The organism is Paracidovorax anthurii, assembly GCF_003269065.1.
GTDB lineage: Bacteria > Pseudomonadota > Gammaproteobacteria > Burkholderiales > Burkholderiaceae_C > Paracidovorax > Paracidovorax anthurii.
The window spans coordinates 1-23,498 of the sequence record NZ_QLTA01000011.1 but is presented as its reverse complement, the minus strand read 5'-3'; the positions used below and the strand labels follow the sequence as shown (position 1 = coordinate 23,498).

General features: G+C 67.3%; 25 protein-coding genes and 2 pseudogenes. 13 read left to right on the top strand and 14 right to left on the bottom strand.

The window, feature by feature from the left end:
* Positions 1-35 precede the first annotated feature (35 nt).
* Positions 36-728, top strand: coding sequence for a type 1 glutamine amidotransferase domain-containing protein (locus AX018_RS07625; protein WP_111876701.1), 693 nt, complete (start codon positions 36-38; stop codon positions 726-728).
* A 166-nt stretch (positions 729-894) separates the two neighbouring features.
* Here AX018_RS07625 and AX018_RS07620 read toward each other — a convergent pair whose 3' ends face one another.
* Both AX018_RS07620 and AX018_RS07615 read right to left on the bottom strand, forming a co-directional pair.
* A complete protein-coding gene (locus AX018_RS07620; RefSeq protein WP_111876759.1) occupies positions 895-1,209 on the bottom strand; it encodes a DUF2007 domain-containing protein in 315 nt (104 codons plus the stop codon).
* 84 nt (positions 1,210-1,293) lie between these two features.
* Positions 1,294-1,692, bottom strand: a pseudogene (locus tag AX018_RS07615) (DUF3717 domain-containing protein); the annotation flags it as partial.
* 559 nt (positions 1,693-2,251) lie between these two features.
* Between AX018_RS07615 and AX018_RS07610 the strand changes: the two are divergent.
* From AX018_RS07610 to AX018_RS07600, 3 genes are all read left to right on the top strand, one after another.
* Positions 2,252-2,989 carry a TerC family protein gene (locus AX018_RS07610; RefSeq protein WP_111876700.1) on the top strand — a complete coding sequence of 246 codons (738 nt, stop codon included), beginning with the start codon at positions 2,252-2,254 and terminating at the stop codon, positions 2,987-2,989.
* A 115-nt stretch (positions 2,990-3,104) separates the two neighbouring features.
* A complete protein-coding gene (locus AX018_RS07605) occupies positions 3,105-3,578 on the top strand; it encodes a universal stress protein (RefSeq protein ID WP_111876699.1) in 474 nt (157 codons plus the stop codon).
* Positions 3,579-3,673: 95 nt separating this feature from the next.
* Positions 3,674-4,030 (top strand): phage holin family protein, encoded by a 357-nt coding sequence (locus AX018_RS07600; protein WP_111876698.1) that lies wholly within the window; start codon positions 3,674-3,676, stop codon positions 4,028-4,030.
* Here the strand turns inward: AX018_RS07600 and AX018_RS07595 are convergent.
* Positions 3,998-5,635, bottom strand: a complete 1,638-nt coding sequence (locus AX018_RS07595; protein WP_211322393.1) for a M48 family metalloprotease — start codon at positions 5,633-5,635, stop codon at positions 3,998-4,000. The two genes, AX018_RS07600 and AX018_RS07595, sit on opposite strands and share 33 nt — an antisense overlap.
* A gap of 170 nt (positions 5,636-5,805) precedes the next feature.
* On the opposite strand from AX018_RS07595, the gene moaC reads away from it, so the two are divergent.
* Positions 5,806-6,315, top strand: a complete 510-nt coding sequence (gene moaC / locus AX018_RS07590; RefSeq protein WP_111876696.1) for a cyclic pyranopterin monophosphate synthase MoaC — start codon at positions 5,806-5,808, stop codon at positions 6,313-6,315.
* On the opposite strand, the gene AX018_RS07585 is transcribed toward moaC, so the two are convergent.
* The 7 genes from AX018_RS07585 to sucC all read right to left on the bottom strand — a co-directional run bounded on the left by AX018_RS07585 (position 6,293) and on the right by sucC (position 13,536).
* On the bottom strand, positions 6,293-7,903 hold the full coding sequence (locus AX018_RS07585; protein WP_170146205.1) for a PglL family O-oligosaccharyltransferase: 1,611 nt from the start codon (positions 7,901-7,903) through the stop codon (positions 6,293-6,295). The genes moaC and AX018_RS07585 overlap by 23 nt on opposite strands.
* A gap of 173 nt (positions 7,904-8,076) precedes the next feature.
* Positions 8,077-8,580 carry a pilin gene (locus AX018_RS07580; RefSeq protein ID WP_111876758.1) on the bottom strand — a complete coding sequence of 168 codons (504 nt, stop codon included), beginning with the start codon at positions 8,578-8,580 and terminating at the stop codon, positions 8,077-8,079.
* A 207-nt stretch (positions 8,581-8,787) separates the two neighbouring features.
* On the bottom strand, positions 8,788-9,447 hold the full coding sequence (locus AX018_RS07575) for an FHA domain-containing protein (protein ID WP_111876694.1): 660 nt from the start codon (positions 9,445-9,447) through the stop codon (positions 8,788-8,790).
* A gap of 120 nt (positions 9,448-9,567) precedes the next feature.
* Entirely contained in the window at positions 9,568-10,377 is an 810-nt protein-coding gene (locus AX018_RS07570; RefSeq protein ID WP_111876693.1) for a Stp1/IreP family PP2C-type Ser/Thr phosphatase, read from the bottom strand.
* A gap of 271 nt (positions 10,378-10,648) precedes the next feature.
* Complete coding sequence (locus tag AX018_RS07565; RefSeq protein WP_111876692.1) at positions 10,649-11,335, bottom strand: TerC family protein; 687 nt, start codon at positions 11,333-11,335, stop codon at positions 10,649-10,651.
* A gap of 125 nt (positions 11,336-11,460) precedes the next feature.
* On the bottom strand, positions 11,461-12,357 hold the full coding sequence (sucD, locus tag AX018_RS07560; RefSeq protein WP_111876691.1) for a succinate--CoA ligase subunit alpha: 897 nt from the start codon (positions 12,355-12,357) through the stop codon (positions 11,461-11,463).
* 18 nt (positions 12,358-12,375) lie between these two features.
* Entirely contained in the window at positions 12,376-13,536 is a 1,161-nt protein-coding gene (gene sucC, locus AX018_RS07555) for an ADP-forming succinate--CoA ligase subunit beta (protein WP_111876690.1), read from the bottom strand.
* Between the two features lie 178 nt (positions 13,537-13,714).
* Between sucC and argC the strand changes: the two genes are divergently transcribed.
* Positions 13,715-14,647: an N-acetyl-gamma-glutamyl-phosphate reductase gene (argC, locus tag AX018_RS07550; RefSeq protein WP_111876689.1), complete on the top strand. Its 933-nt coding sequence runs from the start codon at positions 13,715-13,717 to the stop codon at positions 14,645-14,647.
* A gap of 18 nt (positions 14,648-14,665) precedes the next feature.
* Here argC and dprA read toward each other — a convergent pair whose 3' ends face one another.
* The gene (dprA, locus tag AX018_RS07545) at positions 14,666-15,892 is read right to left on the bottom strand and encodes a DNA-processing protein DprA (protein ID WP_111876688.1); all 1,227 of its coding nucleotides are present in this window, start codon (positions 15,890-15,892) and stop codon (positions 14,666-14,668) included.
* 58 nt (positions 15,893-15,950) lie between these two features.
* Positions 15,951-17,168 (bottom strand): LysM peptidoglycan-binding domain-containing protein, encoded by a 1,218-nt coding sequence (locus AX018_RS07540; RefSeq protein ID WP_245951472.1) that lies wholly within the window; start codon positions 17,166-17,168, stop codon positions 15,951-15,953.
* 214 nt (positions 17,169-17,382) lie between these two features.
* Between AX018_RS07540 and def the strand changes: the two genes are divergently transcribed.
* The 7 genes from def to pyrF all read left to right on the top strand — a co-directional run bounded on the left by def (position 17,383) and on the right by pyrF (position 22,909).
* Complete coding sequence (def, locus tag AX018_RS07535) at positions 17,383-17,892, top strand: peptide deformylase (RefSeq protein ID WP_111876686.1); 510 nt, start codon at positions 17,383-17,385, stop codon at positions 17,890-17,892.
* Positions 17,893-17,894: 2 nt separating this feature from the next.
* Complete coding sequence (locus AX018_RS07530) at positions 17,895-18,422, top strand: hypothetical protein (protein ID WP_111876685.1); 528 nt, start codon at positions 17,895-17,897, stop codon at positions 18,420-18,422.
* Between the two features lie 34 nt (positions 18,423-18,456).
* A complete protein-coding gene (gene fmt / locus AX018_RS07525; RefSeq protein ID WP_111876757.1) occupies positions 18,457-19,449 on the top strand; it encodes a methionyl-tRNA formyltransferase in 993 nt (330 codons plus the stop codon).
* Positions 19,450-19,511: 62 nt separating this feature from the next.
* Positions 19,512-20,312 (top strand): AzlC family ABC transporter permease, encoded by an 801-nt coding sequence (locus AX018_RS07520; RefSeq protein WP_111876756.1) that lies wholly within the window; start codon positions 19,512-19,514, stop codon positions 20,310-20,312.
* A gap of 34 nt (positions 20,313-20,346) precedes the next feature.
* Positions 20,347-20,670 carry an AzlD domain-containing protein gene (locus tag AX018_RS07515; RefSeq protein ID WP_111876755.1) on the top strand — a complete coding sequence of 108 codons (324 nt, stop codon included), beginning with the start codon at positions 20,347-20,349 and terminating at the stop codon, positions 20,668-20,670.
* A 133-nt stretch (positions 20,671-20,803) separates the two neighbouring features.
* Positions 20,804-22,000 (top strand): phosphoglycerate kinase, encoded by a 1,197-nt coding sequence (locus AX018_RS07510; RefSeq protein WP_111876684.1) that lies wholly within the window; start codon positions 20,804-20,806, stop codon positions 21,998-22,000.
* An 84-nt stretch (positions 22,001-22,084) separates the two neighbouring features.
* Positions 22,085-22,909: an orotidine-5'-phosphate decarboxylase gene (pyrF, locus tag AX018_RS07505; protein WP_111876754.1), complete on the top strand. Its 825-nt coding sequence runs from the start codon at positions 22,085-22,087 to the stop codon at positions 22,907-22,909.
* 73 nt (positions 22,910-22,982) lie between these two features.
* Here the strand turns inward: pyrF and AX018_RS25190 are convergent, their stop codons facing one another.
* Entirely contained in the window at positions 22,983-23,129 is a 147-nt protein-coding gene (locus tag AX018_RS25190) for a hypothetical protein (protein WP_170146204.1), read from the bottom strand.
* A gap of 62 nt (positions 23,130-23,191) precedes the next feature.
* Positions 23,192-23,498, bottom strand: a pseudogene (locus AX018_RS07500) (IS5/IS1182 family transposase); the annotation flags it as partial.

Here is a 23,498-nt window from a genome sequence, read left to right as displayed (position 1 = left end):
CAATCGACATTCAAACGCATGAAAGGCAACAGATCATGAAAGTCCTGATGGTGCTTACCTCCCACGATCGGCTCGGCGACACGGGCCAGAAGACGGGTTTCTGGCTGGAGGAGTTCGCCGCGCCCTACTTCGTCTTCAAGGACGCGGGGGCGGACATCGTGCTCGCCTCGCCCGCGGGCGGCCAGCCGCCGCTCGACCCCAAGAGCGACCTGCCCGATTTCCAGACGGAGTTCACCCACCGCTTCAAGAAGGACCCGGCCGCGCAGCAGGCGCTCGCCCACACGGTGCCCCTGTCGTCGGTGCGGGCGGAAGACTTCGACACGGTGTTCTATCCGGGCGGCCACGGCCCGCTGTGGGACCTGGCGCAATCCCAGGCCTCGATCCAGCTCATCGAGGCGTTCGACCGATCCGGCAAGCCCTATGGGCTGGTGTGCCATGCGCCGGGCGCCCTGCGCCACGTGAAGGCCGCCAACGGTGATCCCATCGTGAAGGGCCGGCACATGACCGGCTTCACCAACGGCGAAGAAGAGGCCGTGCAGCTCACGAAGGTGGTGCCCTTCCTGATCGAGAACGAGTTCAAGGCGCAAGGCGCGCTGTACGAAAAGGGACCGGACTGGGCCCCCTACCTGGTCGTTGACGGGCGCCTCGTCACCGGCCAGAACCCGGCCAGCTCCGAAGCGGTCGCCAGGGAACTGATCGCGCAGGTTCGCGGCGAGAGCCGCCCGTAACCGGGGTCCGCCACGTTCACCGATGCGCCTCGGATCAACCCCCGTTGATCCAGGGCGCTTGCAGGTCTGCGCGCTGCGCTGGCTCGGTGATGGACAACCGGTCATCCAGGACCATGGCCTGGGTGGGCCGAGGCCAGAGGCGATGGCACACGCACAGGCCGCGTGTTCAGCCGGCGCCCTGCGGCATGGCGGCGCCGCAGTTCCAGCACTGCTCGAAGCCGCCCTCGACCCGCTCGCCGCATGCCGCGCACTGCCAGCGCCGCTGTGGCAGGTCCGCCAGCTCCTGGAGCAGCCGCCGCGCCCGGGGCGCGTGCTCGGCATGCTCCAGCCAGATCTCGGGCAGGCACTGGTCGGGGGGCAGGTGCCCCGCCGCCGCGAGCAGATGCTGGCGCTGCACCGTCGCGGGCATGCCGCCTTCGCACAACAGATCCGCCCACAGCGTGGCGATGGCGATGTTGGGGGCCTGGGTCAAGCGCAGCATGGAGCCCACCTTAGCGGCAGCCGGAGCCGGCGTAAAGCCGCAGCCCGTCAAGCCGCCGGCGTCGCTGCGCCGGGCGCCCGACGCGGCGGCGCGCTCCGCGTAGCGGTTGAAGCGCCAGGCGACGCCCTCCATGGTGATCCGCCGCCAAACCCTGCGCTTTTCGGCCGGCGTCATCGCCAGCCAGTGCTGCACCTCCGCGAAACTGCGGCCGCAGCCCTTGCACTGCTCATCGCCCTGGCTGGTGGAGCAGATGGCGATGCAAGGGGTGTCGGGCGTGGTCTCGTACCAGGCCAGCCACGCGGCCATGGCGTCCGGGGGCAGGGCGGACTCTTCCACCCGGTCCTCGTGCGCGTACACCATGCGCGCATACACCCCGGCCAGCGCCTGCAGCTCGGGCACCAGCGCCAGGCCCTCGCGCGCCGGGGCGCGGGCGCGCCAGTAATTGATCGCGGCTTCGAGGTCGGTGATGTGCAGGGCGGCCATGGGCGGGCGGGAAAAAAGGCGGCCGATCTTACCCGCGCGGCCACGCCACCACCGGCACCGGGGCCATGCGCCTCGCCTGCCCCCCGGGGAAACGCCAATGCTCCTTATTTAATAGCAAGCTAATCAATCGCGACGGCGACATGGAGGCACTTTGGCTTCAAAACAGCGCCAGGAATACCCGGAACCCGGCTTGCACCGGCTTCCGCGGCTGTGTTCCAATGCGGGCTTCGAGGGGGAGTAGCTCCCAGTCCAGGCAAGACGGCCGCCGGCCAGAGTGCTGGCACTGTCGGTCATGTCGTCAGTACGAAGCAGCGATGCTTCCGGCATTTCCGGGCCTGGTGGACCGCAACGGGTCCGCCGGCCGAGCAAGACCTTTGATAGGCCTACCACGGGCTGATCAAGGCTGTGCATCCCCCGGCACCGGCGCCACCCACGGGCGCCAACGCAGTGCCCCCTTCCTTGATCTGTCCCTGGCGGGCCTTCCGTTTGCGGAGGCGCCGGAATACCGCGATCATGCGTGGCAGCCCGTCCTCCTATCGCCAATGACAACGAGGAATTTATGGACTTCTTGACTTCGCCCGAGTTCTGGGTCGCGCTGGGGCAGATCATCATCATCGACATCCTGCTGGGTGGCGACAACGCGGTGGTGATCGCCCTGGCCTGCCGCAAGCTGCCGCCCGCGCAGCGCACCAAGGGCATCATCTGGGGCACCGCCGGCGCCATCATCCTGCGCGTGGTCCTCATCGCCTTCGCGATGACGCTGCTGAACCTGCCGTTCCTCAAGTTCGTCGGCGCCATCCTGCTCGTGTGGATCGGCGTGAAGCTGCTCGCGCCCGACGAAGACGGCCACGGCAACGTGGCCGAGAGCGACAAGCTGCTCGCCGCCATCAAGACCATCATCGTGGCCGACCTCGTGATGAGCGTGGACAACGTCATCGCCATCGCCGGCGCCGCGCAGAACGCGGGCGAGCACTCGATGCTGCTCGTGGTGCTGGGCCTGCTGATCTCCATCCCGATCATCGTGTGGGGCAGCCAGCTCGTCATCAAGCTCATGGAGCGCTTCCCGCTCATCATCACCGCCGGCGGCATGCTGCTGGGCTGGATCGCCGGCGGCATGCTGGTCACCGACCCCGTGCTGGCCAACCCCGACAAGTGGCAGTGGATGCTCAAGGTGCCCCAGAGCGATGCCGTCAAGTACGGCGCCAGCGTGGCCGGCGCGCTCATCGTGCTGCTGATCGGCAAGGCAGTGCTCGCCCGCCGCGCCACGGCCGCCGCCGCACCCGCAGGGCATGGCTGATGGTGGAGCACGGCCGGGCGGGCAAGGCTTGCGCGATTTCCGTGTGAACTCTGCACGCCCTGGCAACTCGACCCTTTAGACACTTTCCGCACACTCACCCCGCAAGGAGCCTCTCATGGACAAAGTCATCGTGTACGTGGACGACGCGGCCTACGCGCAGCAGATCCTCGCCCCCCTGGCCGCGCGCGCCCATGCCGGCGGCACCCACTGGGTGCTGGTGGCCTGCGCGCCGCGCATGACCCATCGCATCAGCAAGTGGGTGAGCCACAGCGCCCGGGAAAACTGGCGCGCCAAGTGGGCCGACAAGCTCTTCGCCCAGGTCCTGCCCTGGCTGCAGGCCAGCGGCGTGCCCGTGACCAAGGTCGTGGCCAAGGGCCCGCTGCCCGATCTGGTCACCGAGCTGCAGGCCGAGCACGGCGCGGCGCAGATCGTCGATGCGCGGCGCCCCAAGCAGGAAGCACCCGCGCCCCAGCCGGCCGCCGTCGCGGCCCCGCTGGTCATCCGCAAGCCGGCGCCCCGCCGCTGGTCCCTGCCCGGCACGCTCGCCAGCCTGGGCGCGCTGTTCATGCTGGTGGCCGAGCAGTCCTGATCGGGCCCACGGCGCCCGCGCGGGTCTTCGGCCCGCGGCGGGAGCACCCGCCCCGGCACAGACTGCCGGGGCCCTCGGTGCTATCCTCCGGCGCCATGAAACTCATCCTGAAGTGGTTGCTCAGCGCCGCCGCGCTGCTGTGCGTGACCTACGTGTACAGCGGCGTCGAGGTGCGCAGTTTCGGCTCGGCGCTCCTCGCGGCATTCGTCATCGGGTTGTTCAACGTGGTGTTGCGGCCCATCCTGGTGATCCTCACCCTGCCCGTGACCATCGTCACGCTGGGCCTTTTCCTCTTCGTCATCAACGCCCTGATGTTCTGGGCTGCCGCCTCGGTGCTGGGCGACAGCTTCCAGGTCAGCGGCTTCGGCGCGGCGCTGATCGGCTCGCTCATCTACACGGGGCTGGGCATGCTCATCGAATCAGCGCTCGGCGGCCTGTTCCTTAAGAAGTGACTCGGTCGCGCGCAGGCGCGTCTCGATGATCGACGCATCGATGTAGTCCGCCGCGTCGCCGCCCCGGCTGCCCGTCTTGCGCGCCATGTCCTGGCCGGCCTTGAAGCGGTCCACCGCCGCCGCGTAGTCGTACCGCGCGGCATGCGCTTCCGCCTCCGCGCGAATGGAGCGCAGCGGCTGGTTCTGCTGCTGCCACACCGCCGCGAGCAGGTACCACACCCCCGCATCGCGCGGATGGTTCGCCACCCACGTCTGCAGAGTCCCCGCCATCTCGCCCGCCCGGTTCAGCCGCAGCAGCGCCTGCGTGCGCAGCACCATCTCCGGCCGGCCGGGCCCGAAGACGGCGCTGGCGGAATGCCCCTCGCGCGCGCCTCCCACCGATCCCTTCGCCGCATGGCCCGGCCCGCCAGCGGCCGGGGTGGCAGAAGCCGACTCCAGGTGCGCGGCACCACCGGCCACGAGTGCGGCCGCCGCACCGGACACGGGGACCGGCGGCAACTGCTCCAGTGCCGCCTCCGGCTGCCCCGCCGTCAGCTCGATCTCGGCCGCCAGCAGGCGGGCCTGCCTCACGCCCGCCGCATCCCCTTCCACCGCCTGCCGCAATGACCGCAACGCCGCGCGGGCGGCGGCCATGTCCTGCAGCTGCAACGCACTCAGCGAGGCCGCATACCACACCCCCACGCGGCGGGCCGGCGGCTGCGCGGCAAAGCCGCTGGCCTGCGGCTCGTTCACCCACTGGCGCCACACATCGACGCCCGGCCGCGCCAGCACGCGCGCACGCGCGGCCATCATCGCGTGCTCCAGGGTCGGCGCGGGAGGCGCGGCCCGCTCGGCCCCGGGCGGAATCCGCGAATGCAGGTCCGCGATCCGCTGCGTGGTCAGCGGGTGGCTGCGCAGGTACGGCCAACTCCCGTTGTCGTTGATGCGATTGGCCTGCTGCAGCTTGTCGAACATCGCCACGAACCCCTGCGGCGCGAAGCCCGCGGGCGCCATCAGCCCGTATCCGACGCGGTCGGCCTCGCGCTCCATGTCGCGCGAGAAATTCAGCTGGTTCTGCACGGCCAGCGCCTGGCTGCCGATCATCATGGCCTGGCCCGCGCTCGGATTCTTCGCGGCCGCCAGGGCCCCCAGCACCATGGCTCCCAGCACCATCGGCCCCTGGCGGCTCTGCTGCGTGATCAGCCGGGAAATGTGGCGCTGCGTGACGTGGCTCAGCTCATGGGCCATCACCGACGCCAGCTCATCACGGGTGCTCACCACGCCGATCAGGCCGAGATGCACGCCGAAATAGCCGCCCGGCAGGGCAAAGGCATTCACCGTGCGATCCCGGCCGAGCAGGATTTCCCAGGCGAAGCGCTCGTCGAGCTCGGGCGGCAGCTCTCCGCGCTCGCGGGCGGCCTTGACGAGGGGCTGGAAGATACCCTGGATGTACTCGTTGAGTACGGCGTCGTCGATGTAGTCGGGGTCGCGGTAGATCTCGCGGATGATGCGATCGCCCAGCTGGCGTTCCTGGCCCGTGGTGAGGTCGGAGTTGTCTCCAAGCGTTGGCAGAGCGGCTTGCGCATGCACGGCAGCCACGCCGCACAAACCACCCACGGTAAAAATAGAAGCTGCCGCCGCTCGACGTACAAGCGTTAGAGGCCGTTCTCGATCAAATGGCACGCGAAGTCTCCTGCATTGATCCGGGCAGCCTAGACCGCCACACAGGCCCGTATGATGCCCTGACCCCTGGAATGTTTCGCGCACGCGGATCACCCGCGTGCCGGCCCTACCGCATGAGCGACACCCCCACCTCCCCCCTGACCCACTTCGACGCCCAAGGCCAAGCCCATATGGTCGACGTGGGCGCCAAGCCCGCCACGCACCGCGTTGCCGTCGCCACCGGCCATATCGAGATGCAGCCGGAAACCCTGGCCATCATCCAGTCCGGCACCGCCAGGAAGGGCGATGTGCTGGGCATCGCACGCATCGCGGGCATTCAGGCCGCGAAAAGGACCAGCGATCTGATTCCGCTCTGCCACCCCTTGGCCTTGACGCGGGTGGCCGTGGAATTCGCGACAGCGTCGGAAACCGTGGGCATCGAATGCACTGCCACCGTGGAAACCGTCGGGCCAACGGGTGTGGAGATGGAGGCGTTGATGGCCACGCAGGTCGCCCTGCTCACGGTGTACGACATGTGCAAGGCGGTGGACAAGCACATGGTGATCGGCCGCGTGAGGGTGTTGACGAAAATCGGTGGTAAATCGGACCTGCGAATACCACCTACTTCGGCCACGCTACCTTAGCCATTTCCGGATAAACCTCTGCCTGCTCATTCCACTGGCGGTGCAGTTCATTGACCAGTTTTTGACTGGGCTCATTCAGGCGTGTCAGCACGACGACCCAATACTCCGCCTGCTTCTGCATCCCCGCCATGGCATACATGGTGGCGAGCTTGTAGAGGGTCACGGTGCTGGGCAGGAGTTTCGCGGTCCGCAAGGCGCGCTCCAGGTCCTGCTCGGTGTGCGCCTTGCCGGGATCGACCCGAATGAGCCACATCTGATCCTGCAATTGGGTCAGGGCTACCACTTCAGGGGCCAGACGCTCGGAGGGCGCAGCCAATTGCTGGCGCTCAAAGCGTAGCGAGAAAAAGTCCTCTTCGATCCGCACGTAATCATGGATCACGATGACCAAAACCACACCTGCCAATCCCATCAGACCAGCGACCGGTAAACGCCCCGTCCGCCCGACGGGCCTGAACCGCAACACCTCGTTCAGTGCGCCCACCATGAGCCCGCACGGCAGCAGAAAATAGGCGTAGTAGAGGGGATATTCCAGCATGGCGTGCACACCCAGCGCCGCCACGAACAGCAGCATCCATAAATGCCCGGGCTGTGTCATGTGACGGATCGCCCGAATGGCCCACATGACCAATGCGGCACATAAAACCAGACCCAGTGGAATCCCCACGAAAACCAGCAGATCCATCAGCAGATTGTGGGCATGGCGGTGCGTTCCAGCCGTCACCATGTCATAAGGGTTTGGAGTGAACTGCGCGAAGCTGGTTTGCATCCAGCCAAAACCCAACCAAGGGCGGCTCCATACCGCTTCCCAGAGGTGCGCCCAAACGTCCAGACGCAGTTCCAGGTTCGAGATACTTCGCACGGGTCGCAGTTGGGTTTCCAATCCCAGCCATATATTGGCGTGCGGCAAAGCGACTACAAAGGTTGTGAGCACTCCTGCCCAAGTGAAGGCGCCGAACATGACGCCCCGCGTGATGGCCAAGCGCTTGCGGAACAAGACCAGCATCGCCAAGGACAAAAGCACGACAAGCCAGGTCGTGCGAGACTCAGCGAGTGCCAGCCCGACAGCCAGCAACACAGCGAGCATCCAGGCCACGCTGCCAGCCAGCCGCTCTCGTTGATGGAACCACGCGCAAGCCAGCACGCCCAAGCAGAGCAGGCTGGCCAACTGATTCGGCTGCCCCAGATTCGCAAAAAAGCGGTCAGGTGGTGCTGGAACAAAAAGCCAAAACGCGGAGCCGGGGTCGATGCGCAACCATTGCTGAAACTGAATCAGCAGCGATCCCAATGCCCCCACCAACGCCGCCATGAACAGAAAGTCGGCGCATTGCCCGGGCCGCCAACGTTCAAGCGCTGCGCCAACCAACATGGTCAATGCCAGTCCCATCAGATACAGGGAACTGGTCCATGCCACGCCCCGCGCTTCCACCAAGCCAATGGCGTATTGCACCCACACGATCGCACAGCATGCCAGGACCAGCAAGGGGAGAACATGCCATGCCAGCCGTTGCGATTTGCTGATCCGCCACAACACCACGACGCCAAATCCCCATAGCACACAGGCTGCCCAGGCGTCGGAATAGAAGTCCATCCATGGCTCGTGGTGATTGGGCAGTAACCAACACAGGGCATAGACCCACGCAGCCAACGCGACTGCGGATATCGAGCGTGAGGGGGCAGGGGAGACTGAAACCATCATTTCCAGGGCCAAGAAAAAAGGGGGCATACGCCCCCTTCTTGAATAAACGCTAAGCGTTCAGTAATTTACTTGCAAGAACCAGGTGCGTACCTCAGAGCCACATTCGTACTCTTGCAAATCCATTCATAAACCTGAAGCCCCTGTCCATTCGACGTGCTCGCCGTGCTCGCCGTACCGAGAGCAAAGTTACCGTTGTTGCTATCCTTCTTCGGCGTCAACGTAATTGTGTCAGAAGCGCCCATACTCACACCCAGATTGGTTGCATGCGGCGTAACGGTAATCACGCCCGTGTTCGAATCGGTCACGATAGAAGCCACCATTTTCGTGGGATTGGCGGCATCACACCCGAAAGCATTCGTACCCGAAAGAGTGGCATCCAGGCGCATGCTCTGAATCGTTTCGCTGATGGTGGTACGGCACTGGGAAGCGGCCAGAACCACTTCGGACATCCGAGCCTTGATGGTGTAGTCCTTGTACGCCGGCAATGCCACGGCAGCCAAAATACCGATGATCGCCACCACGATCATCAGTTCGATCAAGGTGAAACCTTGTTGAACGGTACGCTTCATAAATCTCTCCTGGAGGAACAGTTGCAATGTCAACCTGCAAAAGGATCTCGCAGGCTACATTGCATCAGCAGATTGCGTGCCAGCTTCTATTTACCTTCGGCCACTGCGTCTTTGCTTCGGAAGCGGGCTGGATTGACAATCTTGTCATCCACCACTGTCATCAAAGGTTGCACACACAACCAAAGGCAGCAGAGCGGCCGCTTCACCTCACTGCTGCTTGAACTCCATCTCAGTCCCTGCCAACTCCAACCGATCTCCGTCCTTGAGCAGAACGGGTTCGGCACCCGTCGCCTTTCCATTGAGCCGGGGATACTCAATGCCTTCGACGTGCGACAGGACGAACCCGTGGTGCCGCTTGGTGATCGATGCCACCGCGACCCCCGGCTTCCCGATCGTGGTGACGACCTTGAGCAATGCCACCTCCCGGCCCGCCGCCGCTCCGGAGACCACCCGGATGGCCGCACTCAAAGGCACGGCGGGTGCCGCGCCGGCAGACAGGGGCGCCGGGCGGGATGTCAGGGTCCGTGGAGGCAGCATCCCAGGGGTGAACACCATCGTTTTTTCGTAGTTCTCGCCAGCACCATCGTGCATAAAGCGGATCTTGTACTTGCCCACTTCCACCAGGTCCCCGTTGCGCAGCGCCTGCCGCTTGACCGCCTGGCCATTGACATAGGTGCCATTGGTGCTGCCGATGTCTTCGACTTCGACGTTCTCACCGGCCATGTGGAGCACTGCATGCTCACCACTCACGGCCAGGTTGTCGATGACGATGTCGTTGTAGGGACGGCGTCCCAGCGTCGTGCGCTCCTTGGTCAGCGCCACTTCCTTGATGACCACTCCGTCGATCGACACGATCATTTTGGGCATGAACCATTCCTCGTCTGTCTACTAGCTAATTTGGGATGACTGGGTGTAGCAACCTTCGCGCCGTGATGGAGCCCGGGGCACAGGCGGCACGAAAATGACCAAAAGGGCCATGATCAGCCCTCAATCCGTGCGAAGCAACAATCGTGACACCAATCCGCGCTTTTTCTCGGCTGCACACGCCTGGGCGAGCAACACACTGATGTTGTCACGCCCGCCTCGGACATTGGCAGCTTCGATCAGGCGGGCCGCTCTCTCGGCAAGCGGCTCCGGGCCGTTCACCAGTACCTGCAGCTCATCGTCGCCCACCATATCCGTCAATCCATCAGAGCACAAAATGAACAGGTCATTGGGTTCCACCTGGAATTCATTGACCTCCAGGAGTGTGGTTTCTTCCACTCCGAGCGCGCGGGTGACCAGATTGCGGAAGCCCGAGAGAGCGGCTTCCTGGGGTGTGAGAATGCCGGCGTCCACCTGCTCCTGCAGCCAGGAATGGTCCCGCGTGATCTGGTACAACGTGCGATTGCGCAAGCGATAGCAGCGCGAATCGCCAATATGCCCCAGCACCAGGCGATCATCCTTGAATACCGCCACGACCACAGTGGTACCCATGCCGGCATACTGCGGGTTGGACTGCGAGGCTTGGTAAATGGCACGATTGGCCGATTCCACGCAGGCTTCCATTGCCACGCGCAGATCGCTGGGAGGCGCACTGCGCCCATCCTCGTCCAGCCACTGGACAAGGCCTTGCCGGATCAGATCGGTGGCCATGGTGCTGGCAACCTCGCCAGCGTTGTAGCCGCCCATCCCGTCCGCCAGAACGGCCACCTGGCCGCGGACATCGACCGCGACCGCATCTTCGTTGTTGGAACGCACCCGGCCCTGGTCGGTCAAGGCGCAGAATTCGTACAAAAGAGCAGCGGGAACGCTCATGCGGCACCAGCCCCCGGAGGAAGCAGGAGAACCCTCTGCGAAGCAATGGCGCCATTCATGGACGCCATCCCTTCGGCTACCGTGTGTGAAAGTTCCCCCATACCTTTTCCCTATGCATTGCGTGCCGCATCATAGACGAGACATCTGCAATTGAGGAGCGCTGGCCGCAGCACCTCTCTCCAGCGCCCGCCCAGCCCGCCAGGCGAGCCCCGTGCGACGGAAGAATGGTGAAGGAAAAGAGAGTCTTTTGGCTTGAGGGAGCCCGAAGGCCCTAAGCGGTGACCTGCCGCTGGGCGCGGATCTGCATGAATTTGCCGATGCCGACGACAAAAGCCGCCCCCAATGCCGCGGCAACGTAATGCAGCGATGGATGGGCCTGCGCGAAGTCGTGCAGCGAGGCATCGCTCGCGATGGTTTCGCCCCCCACCCAGCCAATCAGGCCGGCCCCCAGCAGGACGATGATGGGAAAACGCTCCATGAGCTTGATCATGAGCGTGCTGCCGAAGATCACGAGAGGAATGCTGATGGCCAGCCCGAGGATGAGCAGCACCATGTTGCCATGGGCCGCCGCAGCCACGGCGATGACGTTGTCCAGGCTCATCACCAGGTCGGCGATGAGGATGGTCCGGACCGCGGCCATGAGGCCTGCCTGGGTTTTGCTGCCTTCTGCATCGTCCTCGCCATCCGTCATGAGTTGCAGACCGATCCAGAGAAGCAGGCACCCGCCAATGATCTGGAGAAACGAGAGTTCCAGCAGCTTCGCAGCCACCACGGTCAACAGGATCCGCAGCACGACCGCCGCGCCGGATCCCCAGAAGATGGCCTGCTTTTGCTGGTGGGGGGGCAGCGAGCGCGCAGCGAGCGCAATGACCACCGCGTTATCGCCCGAGAGGATGATGTTGATCCAGACGATCTTGACGAGGCCGATCCAGAAGTCGGTCGTGTACAGGAATTCCATGCGCAATCTCCGTGTTATGAATGCAAGAGGCGCCCGAAACCTTGGAGTTTCGGGCGCCTCTCTTTTTATGAAAGCGCAGTTTAGCGGGGCTCACGCCCCCATTCGTCCGTAATTTTGCTTACAGATTACTTGAGTTGCGCCTTGAGCAGCTTGCCCAGTTCGGACGGGTTGCGCGTCACGACGAAACCGCACTCTTCCATGATGGAGAGCTTGGCGTCGGCCGTGTCGGCGCCGCCGGAGATCAGCGCGCCGGCATGGCCCATGCGCTTGCCGGGAGGCGCCGTGACGCCGGCGATGAAGCCCACCACGGGCTTCTTCATGTGTTCCTTGCACCAGCGGGCGGCGTCCGCCTCGTCGGGGCCGCCGATCTCGCCGATCATGATCACGGCGTCGGTGTCCGGATCGTCGTTGAAGGCCTTCATCACGTCGATGTGCTTGAGGCCGTTGATCGGGTCGCCGCCGATGCCCACGGCCGTGGACTGGCCCAGGCCGACTTCGGTCAGCATGGCCACGGCTTCATAGGTCAGCGTGCCGGAGCGCGAGACCACGCCGATGCGGCCCTTGCGGTGGATGTGGCCGGGCATGATGCCGATCTTGATCTCGTCGGGCGTGATCAGGCCGGGGCAGTTGGGGCCGAGCAGCAGCGTCTTCTTGCCGCCGGCGGCTTCCTTGGCCTTCATCTTGTTGCGCACTTCGAGCATGTCGCGCACCGGGATGCCTTCGGTGATGCAGATCGCCAGGTCGAGGTCGGCCTCGACGGCTTCCCAGATGGCGGCAGCCGCGCCCGCCGGGGGCACGTAGATCACGGACACCGTGGCGCCGGTCTGCTGGGCAGCTTCCTTGACCGTGGCGTAGATCGGGATGTTGAAGATCGACTCGCCGGCCTTCTTCGGGTTCACGCCGGCCACGAAGGCGTTCTTGCCGTTCGCGTATTCCTGGCACTTTTCCGTATGGAACTGGCCGGTCTTGCCCGTGATGCCTTGGGTGATGACCTTGGTATCTTTGTTGATGTAGATCGACATGTGTGTTCTCCGGGCTTCTTACTTGACGGCGGCCACGATCTTGGTGGCGGCCTCGGCCATGGTGTCGGCAGAGATGATGGGCAGGCTGGATTCGGCCAGCAGCTTCTTGCCCAGCTCTTCGTTGGTGCCCTTCATGCGCACGACCAGCGGCACGGAGAGGTTCACGGCCTTGCAGGCGGTGATCACGCCGGTGGCGATGGTGTCGCACTTCATGATGCCGCCGAAGATGTTGACCAGGATGCCCTTGACCTTGGGGTTCTTGAGCATGATCTTGAAGGCTTCGGTGACCTTCTCGGCCGTAGCGCCGCCGCCCACGTCCAGGAAGTTGGCGGGCTCGCCACCGAACAGCTTGATGGTGTCCATCGTGGCCATGGCCAGACCGGCGCCGTTCACCAGGCAGCCGATGTTGCCGTCCAGGCTGATGTAGGCCAGGTCGAACTTGGAAGCCTCGACTTCGGCCGGATCTTCTTCATCCAGGTCGCGCAGGGCCACGATCTCGGGGTGGCGGAACAGGGCGTTGGAGTCGAAATTGAACTTGGCGTCCAGGGCGGTCAGATTATTTTTGCTGTCGCGGTTCAGGGGGTTGATTTCCACCAGCGACGCATCCGTGTCCATGTAGCACTTGTAGAGCTTCTGGAAGATGTCCACGGCCTGGGCGTGCGATTCGGCGGGCAAGCCGATGCCGGAGGCGATCTTCCTGGCCTGCTCTTCACCGAGGCCCGTCAGCGGGTCGATGAATTCGGTGACGATCTTCTCGGGCGTGGAATGGGCCACTTCCTCGATGTCCATGCCGCCTTCGCTGGACGCGATGAACGCCAGCTTCTGCGTGGCGCGGTCGGTCACGATGGAGACGTAGTATTCCTTCTGGATGTCGGCGCCGTCTTCGATGTAGAGGCGGCGGACCTTCTGGCCTTCGGGGCCGGTCTGGTGCGTCTTGAGCTGCATGCCCAGGATGTCGCCGGCGAGCTTCTTCACGTCGTCGATCGTCTTGGCCACCTTCACGCCACCACCCTTGCCACGGCCACCGGCGTGGATCTGGGCCTTGACCACCCACACGGGGCCGCCGAGCTTCTGGGCGGCTTCCACGGCTTCCTGCACCGTGAAAGCAGGAATGCCGCGCGGAACGGGCACACCAAAACTGCGCAAGATTTCCTTGCCTTGGTATTCGTGAATCTTCATGAGTTCTCTCTCAGGGGAAGGTGGTGGTAACCCGTTTGCCATGAGCAGGTGTCAGGCCGCGGGCTGGTGACATGGCAACCGGCGACTGTATCATGCTGCGATGCACCATCCCTTGCGGATGCCGTTTACCCCCCATGGCTGCGCCCAGCGCCACGCCCATCGTTCCAGGAGCCCCCACATGGCCAAGATCTTCATCGACGGCGAAGCCGGCACCACGGGTCTGCAGATCCGCGAGCGGCTCCAGGCCATGCCGCAGGTGGAGCTGATCAGCATCGCTGCCGAGTTGCGCAAGGACCCGGCGGCCAAGCGCGAACTCATCGCCGGCGTGGACCTGGTGGTGCTCTGCCTGCACGACGACGCGGCGCGCGAGACGGTTGCCCTGGTCGAATCCATCGAGCAATCCACGGGACGCACGATCAAGGTGATCGATGCCAGCACGGCGCACCGCACGGCGCCGGGCTGGATCTTCGGTTTTCCGGAACTGGCGGCCGGCCAGCGGGAGGCGGTGGTGAGCGCCACGCGCGTGGCGAACCCGGGCTGCTATGCCACCGGCGCCATCGCGCTGCTGCGCCCGCTGGTGGATGCAGGATGGGTACCCGCCGACTTGCCCGTGGCGCTGCCCTCGGTGAGCGGCTACAGCGGCGGCGGGCGCACGATGATCGAGGCGTACGAGAGCGGCAACGCCACGCCCTTCGAGCTGTATGCGCTGGGCCTGTCGCACAAGCACCTGCCCGAGATCATGAAGTACACCGGGCTCACGCGCCGGCCGATCTTCGTGCCGTCCGTGGGCAACTTCGCGCAGGGCATGCTGGTGCAGTTGCCGCTGCACCTGGACCTGCTGCCCGGCACGCCCAAGGGGGCCGACCTGCATGAGGCGCTGGCCGCGCATTACGCGCGCAGCAACACACCCGACCAGTGGGTGCGCGTGCTCCCGCCGACGGACGACGGCAAGCTCGACGCGCTGGCGCTCAACGGCACGAACGCGCTGGAGATCCGCGTCTTCTCCAATGAAACCCATCGCCACGCGGTGCTCGTGGCCCGCCTGGACAACCTCGGCAAGGGCGCAAGCGGCGCGGCCGTGCAGAACCTGAAGCTGATGCTGGGCCTGTAGCCGGCCTGCGCGCGGGGCTCACCCCCGCGCCATGCGCTGAAAGCGGCCGCCCGGCAAGCGGGCCACGTGCCCTTCGAGTTCCAGTTCGAGCAAGGCCACCTGCAGCCGGGCGGCATCCATGCCGGTGCGGGCGACCAGGGCATCCAGGCCCATCGGGTCGAACCCCAACGCCTCCAGCAGCGCGGCATGCGGCCCTTCGTCGGGAGCCATGCCGGGCGGCGGTGCCCCCACATCGGCATCGGCAGGCTGCGTGGCGACCCCGACCGTTACCGAGGGACTCCGCCCGGCGGCCGGCAAACGCAGTTCTTCCAGCACGTCCTGCGCGGATTCCACGAGCTTCGCCCCCTGTCGGATGAGCGCGTGGCAGCCGCGCGACTGGGGCGCATGGATGGACCCGGGGATCGCGAAGACCTCGCGGCCCTGCTCCGCCGCAAGGCGCGCGGTCACCAGCGATCCGGACGCCAGCGCCGCCTCCACCACGAGCGTGCCCTGCGAGAGGCCCGCGATGAGGCGGTTGCGCTTGGGAAAGTTGGCCGCCAGCGGCGGCGTGCCCAGGGGATATTCGCTCACGATCACCCCGTGCCGGGCGATGCGGTGGGCCAGCGCCAGATTGCGGCCCGGATACACGCGGTCGAGCCCCGTGCCGACGACGGCGATGGTCGCCGGCCCATCCTCCGGGACGGTTGAACCCTCGGCGTCCAGGGCCCCCTCATGGGCCGCGGCATCCACCCCCAGGGCCAGCCCGGACACGATGCACAGGCCCGCGCCGCGCAGGGCGCGCGCGAACTGCCGGGCATTTTCCGCGCCCTGGGCCGTGGGATTGCGGCTGCCGACGATGGCCACGCAGCGCTCGACCGGCCAGGATGACGGCCCGCTGCCGTCCAGCCAGCGTGGCGCGCCCGCCAGATAGAGCAACAGTGGCGGGTCTTCGGTGGCCAGCAGCGCCGGCGGATACGCCGCGTCGCCCAGGGTCACGATGCGGCGCACCGGCGCGTGGGCATCGTCCGGGGGCGGCGGCTCCTGCAGCCAGCGCCACGTGGCATCCGCCAGGGCCGCGAGCCCCGGGGGCTCCTTGCGCAATGCCCGGGCTTGCGCGGCTGTTGCGCAGGCCAGGAGGGCGTTCTCGGTCTGGATGAATATCTGCTGCGGCAGGCCGAAAGCCGCCAGCAGTCGCCGCGCGGTCCCGTTGCCCACGCCCGGGGTGAGCGTGAGCCGCAGCCATGCGGTGAGTTCGTCGCGTTGCATGCGGGGACGGGGCGCCGGGCCCGCGCGCAGAGGCGCGCCGGGCCGGCTCAGCGCCGCATCACTGCGGATTGACGAGGCGATCGCCCACGCGCACGCCCTGCTGCACCTGCAGCAGCAGCACGTAGGACACCCGGTCGAACGTGCGGAAGACCATGGCCGTGCCGTTGGCCTCGCTGGGCAGCTTGATGGTGGCGCGGTCTTCGTCGGTCTTGTCCACGATGCGCTCGCCCTTGGTGAGCACGGTCAGCACGAGCCCGGGCTCCATGCCGTCGCGCGTGCCGCGGTTGATGGCGACCACCTGGTTCTGCGCCGCGTAGGCGACGGCGGCACTGCCGTAGATGGACACGACGCGCGCATCCACGGTGGATTGGGGAGCGCGGGGCGTGTAGCTCGTGTAGCCGCGCTCCGGCGTGGGCAGCAGGCGGTCGCCGAAGCGCACTTCTTCCTTCGTGCCCATGATGTTGATGGTGGCCGGAACCACGTCGATGCTGGACTCGCCCTTGGCGTTGCGGGTTTCTTCCGTGGTTTCGCTGCGCACCAGTTCCGCCCGGGCGACGTACTGGGCTTCGTAGCCCAGGATCTCACCCGTCTCGGGGTCCTTCATGGGGATGGCGCTGCGGAACACCCGGTACTGGCGCGGCACGCCCGGCCCGAGGCGCAGCGGATTGCCGGCCGGCCCGCGGACGTAGGCACGGTCACCCGTGGCCATCAGTACGCGCTCGTCCACGGTGGCGACGATGCGGGGCGCCTGCGACAGGGCCAGTTCGTCCACGACGAGGGGCTCGACGAGGAACGGCTCGATCAGGTGCGGCTGCAGCGTGGGCAGCGCCGTGCCGGCCAAGCTGTCGCTGCGCGTGCGCGGGGAAACCCGCACGGTGTCGGGATCGCCCACTGCGCCGTCGCCGGGCGTGGTCCGCAGGCGGGCATAGCCGTCCACCTTCTCGAGATAGAGGGTCTGGCCCGGGAAGATGAGGTGCGGATTGGGAATGGCCTGCAGGTTCATGCCCCAGAGCTCGGGCCAGCGCCAGGGGCGCTGCAGGTAGATGCCAGAGATGCCCCAGAGGGTGTCGCCGCGCTTGACGACGTAGGTGTCGGGCGCGGTGGGGGAGAGTTCGGAGAGCGGCACGCCGCGCGAGGCCACCTGCTGGGCGGTGGCGCGCTGGTCGGCGGTGACGGGGTAGTTCTGCGCGTGCCCGGCCAGGGGGGCCGCGAGCGCGGCGGCGGCCAGCGCCAGAGCGCCCAGTACCGGGGCCCGCGGGCGGATGGATGCGTTCATGTTCTCGATCCCGTTCCTCTTGTCAGCACACATTGCAAAACGCCCCTCGCAGGCGGCGGGCCGTCTTGCTTGGTGACAAAACTCGCCGGCCGATACGTTACAAACCATCGCGGATTCTGGGCCCAAGCCCCGGATCGGGCAACGATTATTGAGGCGCGCCGCGGCAATGCCCGGTGAAAGTGGCGAAAATAGCGACATCTTTGCCCGTCCCGCCATGGCCCTTCTTCCGATCCTCTGCTATCCCGACCCGCGCCTGCACAAGGTGGCCCAGCCCGTCCAGGCGGTGGATGACCGCGTGCGCGCGCTGCTGGACGACATGTTCGAGACGATGTATGACGCCCATGGCATCGGCCTGGCCGCCACGCAGGTCGATGTGCACGAGCGCATCATCACGATCGATGTGTCCGAGGACCACGACACGCCGCTGGTGATCATCAACCCGGAGATCCTCTGGGCCAGCGAGGAAAAGCAGATGGGCGAGGAGGGTTGCCTCTCCGTGCCCGGCATCTACGACGGGGTGGAGCGCTCCACCTCGGTGCGCGTGCAGGCCCTGGACGCGCAAGGCCAGTCGCGCGTGATCGAGGCCGAGGGGCTGCTGGCGGTCTGCATCCAGCACGAGATGGATCACCTGATGGGCAAGGTGTTCGTGGAATATCTCTCGCCGCTCAAGCGCAACCGCATCAAGACCAAGATGGTCAAGCAGCAGCGGGGAGCCCGGGCATGACGATGACGGGCCGGCTCGGGGCGGCATGGCGGTTCGCCGCCCGCTCCGTGGGCCGGCTGGCCGCCATGGCGGGGCTGGCGGCACTGCTGGCCGCCTGCGCGTCGCCCGACTTCCTGCAGCCGGGCGCGCGCCGCGACGACGTGCTGCGCGAACTGGGCCCGCCCTATTCGTCCACGGCGCTGCCCGGCGGCGGCGAGCGCCTGCTCTACAGCACCCAGCCCGCGGGCCGGCAGGTGTACCACCTCGATTTCGATGCCACGGGCCGCCTCGTGCGCCGCGACCAGGTGCTCACTTTCCAGAACCTCGCGGGCATCCCGGCGGGCTGGTCGGTGGAGGACGTGCGCCGCACCTTCGGCCCGCCGATGCGCGTGGAGCAGGTGGCGCGCTTCGACGGCGACATCTGGACCTACCGTTTCCTCGACGACCTGAGAACGCGCCGCTTCGCGCACGTGCACATCGACCGCCGCGGCGTGGTGCAGAAGGTAATGTTCACCGACGAGCCCGATCCGCGCGATTGGCCTCCTTTCTGACCGGGCGCACCGACGCCCCCGCTTGCCGTTGTCCATGAAGATCATTTTTGCGGGCACCCCCGATTTCGCGCGGGTGGCCCTGGAGCGCCTTTTGGCCGCCGGCATCGAGGTGCCCCTGGTGTTCTCCCAGCCCGACCGGCCCGCCGGGCGCGGCATGAAGCTGCAGGCCTCGCCCGTGAAGCAGTGCGCCCTGGCCCGGGGCATCGCCGTGGCGCAGCCGCGCGGCCTGCGGCTGGACGGCAAGTACCCCGAAGACGCCGCCGCCGCGCGCGCCGCGATCGAAGCCGCCGGGGCCGATGCGATGGTGGTGGCCGCCTACGGGCTGATCCTGCCGCAGTGGGTGCTGGACCTGCCCCGGCTGGGCTGCCTGAACATCCACGCGAGCCTGCTGCCGCGCTGGCGCGGCGCGGCGCCCATCCACCGCGCCATCGAGGCGGGCGACGCCGAGACGGGCGTGACCATCATGCAGATGGACGCGGGCCTCGATACGGGCGCGATGCTGCTGCACGAAAAAACCGCCATCGCGCCGGACGACACCACCGCCACGCTGCACGACCGGCTGGCCGAGCTGGGCGGGCGCCTGATCGTGCAGACGCTGGAATGGGCGGCCCGCGACGGCCTCGACGCCACGCCCCAGCCCGCCGAGGGCGTGACCTACGCGCACAAGATCGAGAAGGCCGAGAGCGCCATCGACTGGGCCCTGCCCGCCGAAGCCATCGACCGGCGCATCCGCGCCTTCGACCCGTTCCCCGGCGCCTCCACGCAGTGCGAGGGGGAAACCATCAAGGTCTGGGGGTGCGCGGTCGGCGGCGCGCCGGCACCGGCGGATGCGCGGCCCGGGCAGGTCCTGGCCGTGGACAGCACCGGCGTGGCCGTGGCCTGCGGCGCGCCCGGCCAAGGCGGCGTGCTGCGGCTCACGGTGCTGCAGCGCGCGGGCGGCAAGCGCCTGCCGGTGGGCGACTTCCTGCGCGGCCGCCCGCTGGCGCCGGGCATGGTGCTCGGCGGCCCCGAAGGGATGGCCGCATGAGCGTGGACGACGGCACTTCCACGCGGGACGCTCCCCAGCCCGTGGCGGACTCCGCGCGGGGCATGGTCCGGCACCCGTATTTCCGCATGGGCATGACCGACATGATCGGCACCAGCGTGGGCATCGGGGCCTGGGGCCTGGTGACCGGGGTGGCGATGGTCAAGAGCGGCATGTCGGCGCCCCTGGCCATCGCCATGTCGCTGGCGGTGTACGCCGGCAGCGCGCAGCTCGCGGTGCTGCCGCTGCTCGCGGTGGGCGCGCCGCTGTGGGTGGTGTGGCTCACGGCCTCGTGCGTGAACCTGCGCTTCGTCATCTTCAGCAGCATGTGGCGCAGCTATTTCGCGTGGCTGCCGCGCCGCCAGCGGCTCGCGCTGGGCTACTTCAGCGGCGACGTGATCTTCGTCGCGTTCATGAAGCGCTTTCCCAAGCCCGAGCCGCAGGCCGAGCAGGTGCCGTATTTCTGGGGCGCCGCGGCGCTCAACTGGTGCTCGTGGCAGGTGCCCTCGATCGCCGGCATCCTGTTCGCGAACGCGGTGCCGCTCTCCTGGGGCCTGGGCTTCGCGGGCGTGCTGGCGCTGCTGGGCGTGCTGCTGTCGATGCTGTTCGACCGCGCCACGTGGCTCGCCACGGGCGTGGCGATGACGGCGGCGATCGCCGCTTTCTCGCTGCCGCTCAAGCTCAACATCCTGGTGGCGATCGCGGCCGCCGTGGCCGCGGGGCTGCTGATCGAGGCGGTGGACCGCCACCTGCGCCGCAAGCCCGAGGTGCGGCTGGTGCCCGCGCACGGCACGCTGCGGCCCGACGAGAAGAAGCACGTGGAAGACGGCGACGTGGTGCCCCTGCGCGAGGAGGAGCATCCATGACCCCGCCCCGCACGCGATGGAACCGGGAGGCGGCATGGACGCCTCGGTGACCGAAACCGTGATCGCGATCCTCGGGCTGGCGGTGATCACGCTGGTCACCCGCGCGTTCTTCATGATCCCCGAGAACGAGCTGCCGATGCCCGACTGGCTCAAGCGCGGCCTCAAGTACGCGCCGCTGGCGGCGCTGGCGGCCGTGATCGCGCCCGAGCTGTTCATGGCGCACGGCGAGCTGATCGAAACCTGGCGGGACGCGCGCCTGCCGGCCGTGGCCTACTACTTCTGGCGGCGCGGCATCCTGGGCACGATCAGCGTGGGCATGGCGGTGTACCTGCCGCTGCACATCGGGCTGGGCTGGTAGGTAGTAGCCCTGCGGCCCCCAGGGCCCCGGGCGCGGGGCGCCGCCTACAATCCTGCGCAGTTTTTTCAGCCACCGCCCGGGCACCCGCCGCGTTCTCCGGCCGGGGCCGGGCTCCTTCCACACCGCTCCCCCCATGCACATCCTTCGCTTCTCCGACCTCTGCGCCCAAGGCCAGGCCCGTGGCCAGCGCGTGTTCATCCGCGCCGACCTGAACGTGCCGCAGGACGATGCCGGCCGCATCACCGAGGACACGCGCATCCGCGCGTCCGTTCCCTGCATCCGCATGGCGCTGGACGCCGGCGCGGCGGTGATGGTGACGAGCCACCTGGGCCGCCCCACCGAAGGCACGCTCACGCCCGCCGATTCGCTCGCACCCGTGGCCGCGCGGCTGTCCGAGCTGCTGGGCCGCGAGGTGCCGCTGGTCACCGACTGGGTGGGCGGCGTCACCGTGCAGCCCGGCCAGGTCGTGCTGCTGGAGAACTGCCGCGTGAACGTGGGCGAGAAGAAGAACCAGCCCGAGCTGGCCCAGAAGCTGGCGAAGCTCTGCGACATCTACGTGAACGACGCCTTCGGCACCGCGCACCGCGCCGAGGGCACGACCTACGGCATCGCCGAATACGCCAAGACCGCCTGCGCCGGCCCGCTGCTGGCCGCCGAGATCGATGCCATCACCAAGGCGCTGGCCAACCCGCGCCGGCCCCTGGCGGCCATCGTGGCGGGCTCCAAGGTGTCCACCAAGCTCACCATCCTGCAGAGCCTCGCGAAGAACGTGGACCGGCTCATCGTGGGCGGCGGCATCGCCAACACCTTCATGCTGGCCGCCGGCCTGCCGATCGGCAAGAGCCTGGCCGAGCCCGCCCTGGTGGGCGAGGCGAAGGCCGTGATCGAGGCCATGAAGGCCCGCGGCGCCGAGGTGCCGATCCCCACCGACGTGGTGGTGGCCAAGACCTTCGCGGCCGACGCGCCGGCCACGGTGAAGGCCGCCGCCGACGTGGCCGAGGACGACCTGATCCTGGACATCGGCCCCGAGACGGCGAAGAAGCTCGCCGCGCAGCTGCAGTCGGCCGGCACCATCGTCTGGAACGGCCCCGTGGGCGTGTTCGAGTTCGACGCGTTCTCGCACGGCACCGAGACCATCGCGCGCGCCATCGCCGAGAGCGATGCGTTCAGCATCGCGGGCGGCGGCGACACGCTCGCGGCCATCGCCAAGTACGGCATCGAGCAGCAGGTGGGCTATATCTCCACCGGCGGCGGCGCCTTCCTGGAGGTGCTGGAGGGCAAGGAGCTGCCGGCCTTCGAGATCCTGCAAAAGCGCGCCCGCGCCGCCTGAGACCCGCAAGGCACTATAAAAACCATAGCTGCATGCCTAGCAAACACGGCGACATGCAGCCTGCTCGACCCTGAAATGGCGGCCATGACCTTCATCGAACAACTGCGGGACGCGACCGCGCGCAACGACTCCCTGCTCTGCGTGGGCCTGGACCCGGAGCCTTCGCGCTTCCCCCTCGCCCTGCGCGGCAACGCCGGCCGGATCCACGACTTCTGCGCCGCGATCGTCGATGCCACGGCCGACCTCGCCTGCGCGTTCAAGCCGCAGATCGCCTACTTCGCCGCGCACCGCGCCGAGGACCAGCTCGAACGGCTCGTGCGGCACATGCGCGCCGCCGCGCCGCACGTGCCCGTGATCCTCGACGCCAAGCGCGGCGACATCGGCTCCACCGCCCAGCAGTACGCGATCGAGGCCTTCGAGCGCTACGGCGCCGATGCGGTGACGCTCTCGCCCTTCATGGGTTTCGACTCCATCGAGCCCTACCTGGCCTACCACGGCAAGGGTGCGTTCCTTCTGTGCCGCACCTCCAACCCCGGCGGCGACGACCTGCAGAGCCAGCGCCTCGCGGGCGTGGACGGCCAGCCGCTGCTCTACGAGCACATCGCGCGGCAGGCCCAGGGCCCCTGGAACCGCAACGGCCAGCTCGGCCTGGTGGTGGGCGCCACCTACCCCGCCGAGATCGAGCGCGTGCGCGCGCTCGCGCCCACGCTGCCGCTGCTGATCCCCGGCGTGGGCGCCCAGGGCGGCGACGCGGCCGCCACCGTGCGCGCCGGGCTGCGGCCGAACGGCCCCATCGTGGTCAATTCGTCGCGCGCCATCCTCTACGCGGGCGAGGGCGACGACTTCGCCGCCGCCGCACGCCGCGCGGCCCAGGCCACGCGCGATGCGCTGAACGCGGCACGGGGCTGAAGCAGCAAACCGCACCGCCGGCCCGCATCCGCGCGCCCGAGGCGGGGCGGGCTCCGGCGGCGGCGCTGGCCTGTCACGGCCGCACGGTCAAAGGAGCCGGATCGACATCGGAGCCGAAGCTGACAGTGCGGCAATCGTCCGACCAGTGAGGGCGCACCATCGCGCTTTCCGAGAATTCGGATTCGCCCAGCACCTTTCCTTCACGGTCCACCAGCCGCACGAAGCCCGCTCCGCTGCCGTAGAGAAATCCCTCTACCTAGTCCGCCCTGAACAATCCTGTTTTCAGCCGCAGGCAGGTCTGTTGTTGAGCGAAGGGGCGATCAATGCAGCGATGACTGCCTGCATCGACAGCCCGAGTCGGGCGCATAGAAGCCGCAGCGCAGCCAGGATCATGCGCAGGTTGTGCCCAGCGCCGCACATCACCGCATGCAGCGCATCGCCCAGCGCCCCCTTGAGCGGGTTGCGCCCCAGCCGCCCGTCCATCTTCATGTGCCCGATGGCCGGCTCGATGGCGCTGCGCCGGCGGATCATGGCCTTGAGCGTTCGGGTGATGCCTCGCTTTTGGCCTGACATCAGGATGCGTACCCCT

Bases quoted from the DNA above. Each gene is read 5' to 3' on its own strand.
- AX018_RS07625 (WP_111876701.1), top strand. From the start codon at position 36: ATGAAAGTCCTGATGGTGCTTACCTCCCACGATCGGCTCGGCGACACG.
- AX018_RS07620 (WP_111876759.1), bottom strand. From the start codon at position 1,209: ATGCTGCGCTTGACCCAGGCCCCCAACATCGCCATCGCCACGCTGTGG.
- AX018_RS07610 (WP_111876700.1), top strand. From the start codon at position 2,252: ATGGACTTCTTGACTTCGCCCGAGTTCTGGGTCGCGCTGGGGCAGATC.
- AX018_RS07605 (WP_111876699.1), top strand. From the start codon at position 3,105: ATGGACAAAGTCATCGTGTACGTGGACGACGCGGCCTACGCGCAGCAG.
- AX018_RS07600 (WP_111876698.1), top strand. From the start codon at position 3,674: ATGAAACTCATCCTGAAGTGGTTGCTCAGCGCCGCCGCGCTGCTGTGC.
- moaC (WP_111876696.1), top strand. From the start codon at position 5,806: ATGAGCGACACCCCCACCTCCCCCCTGACCCACTTCGACGCCCAAGGC.
- AX018_RS07585 (WP_170146205.1), bottom strand. From the start codon at position 7,903: ATGGACTTCTATTCCGACGCCTGGGCAGCCTGTGTGCTATGGGGATTT.
- AX018_RS07580 (WP_111876758.1), bottom strand. From the start codon at position 8,580: ATGAAGCGTACCGTTCAACAAGGTTTCACCTTGATCGAACTGATGATC.
- AX018_RS07575 (WP_111876694.1), bottom strand. From the start codon at position 9,447: ATGCCCAAAATGATCGTGTCGATCGACGGAGTGGTCATCAAGGAAGTG.
- AX018_RS07570 (WP_111876693.1), bottom strand. From the start codon at position 10,377: ATGAGCGTTCCCGCTGCTCTTTTGTACGAATTCTGCGCCTTGACCGAC.
- AX018_RS07565 (WP_111876692.1), bottom strand. From the start codon at position 11,335: ATGGAATTCCTGTACACGACCGACTTCTGGATCGGCCTCGTCAAGATC.
- sucD (WP_111876691.1), bottom strand. From the start codon at position 12,357: ATGTCGATCTACATCAACAAAGATACCAAGGTCATCACCCAAGGCATC.
- sucC (WP_111876690.1), bottom strand. From the start codon at position 13,536: ATGAAGATTCACGAATACCAAGGCAAGGAAATCTTGCGCAGTTTTGGT.
- argC (WP_111876689.1), top strand. From the start codon at position 13,715: ATGGCCAAGATCTTCATCGACGGCGAAGCCGGCACCACGGGTCTGCAG.
- dprA (WP_111876688.1), bottom strand. From the start codon at position 15,892: ATGCAACGCGACGAACTCACCGCATGGCTGCGGCTCACGCTCACCCCG.
- AX018_RS07540 (WP_245951472.1), bottom strand. From the start codon at position 17,168: ATGAACGCATCCATCCGCCCGCGGGCCCCGGTACTGGGCGCTCTGGCG.
- def (WP_111876686.1), top strand. From the start codon at position 17,383: ATGGCCCTTCTTCCGATCCTCTGCTATCCCGACCCGCGCCTGCACAAG.
- AX018_RS07530 (WP_111876685.1), top strand. From the start codon at position 17,895: ATGACGGGCCGGCTCGGGGCGGCATGGCGGTTCGCCGCCCGCTCCGTG.
- fmt (WP_111876757.1), top strand. From the start codon at position 18,457: ATGAAGATCATTTTTGCGGGCACCCCCGATTTCGCGCGGGTGGCCCTG.
- AX018_RS07520 (WP_111876756.1), top strand. From the start codon at position 19,512: ATGGTCCGGCACCCGTATTTCCGCATGGGCATGACCGACATGATCGGC.
- AX018_RS07515 (WP_111876755.1), top strand. From the start codon at position 20,347: ATGGACGCCTCGGTGACCGAAACCGTGATCGCGATCCTCGGGCTGGCG.
- AX018_RS07510 (WP_111876684.1), top strand. From the start codon at position 20,804: ATGCACATCCTTCGCTTCTCCGACCTCTGCGCCCAAGGCCAGGCCCGT.
- pyrF (WP_111876754.1), top strand. From the start codon at position 22,085: ATGACCTTCATCGAACAACTGCGGGACGCGACCGCGCGCAACGACTCC.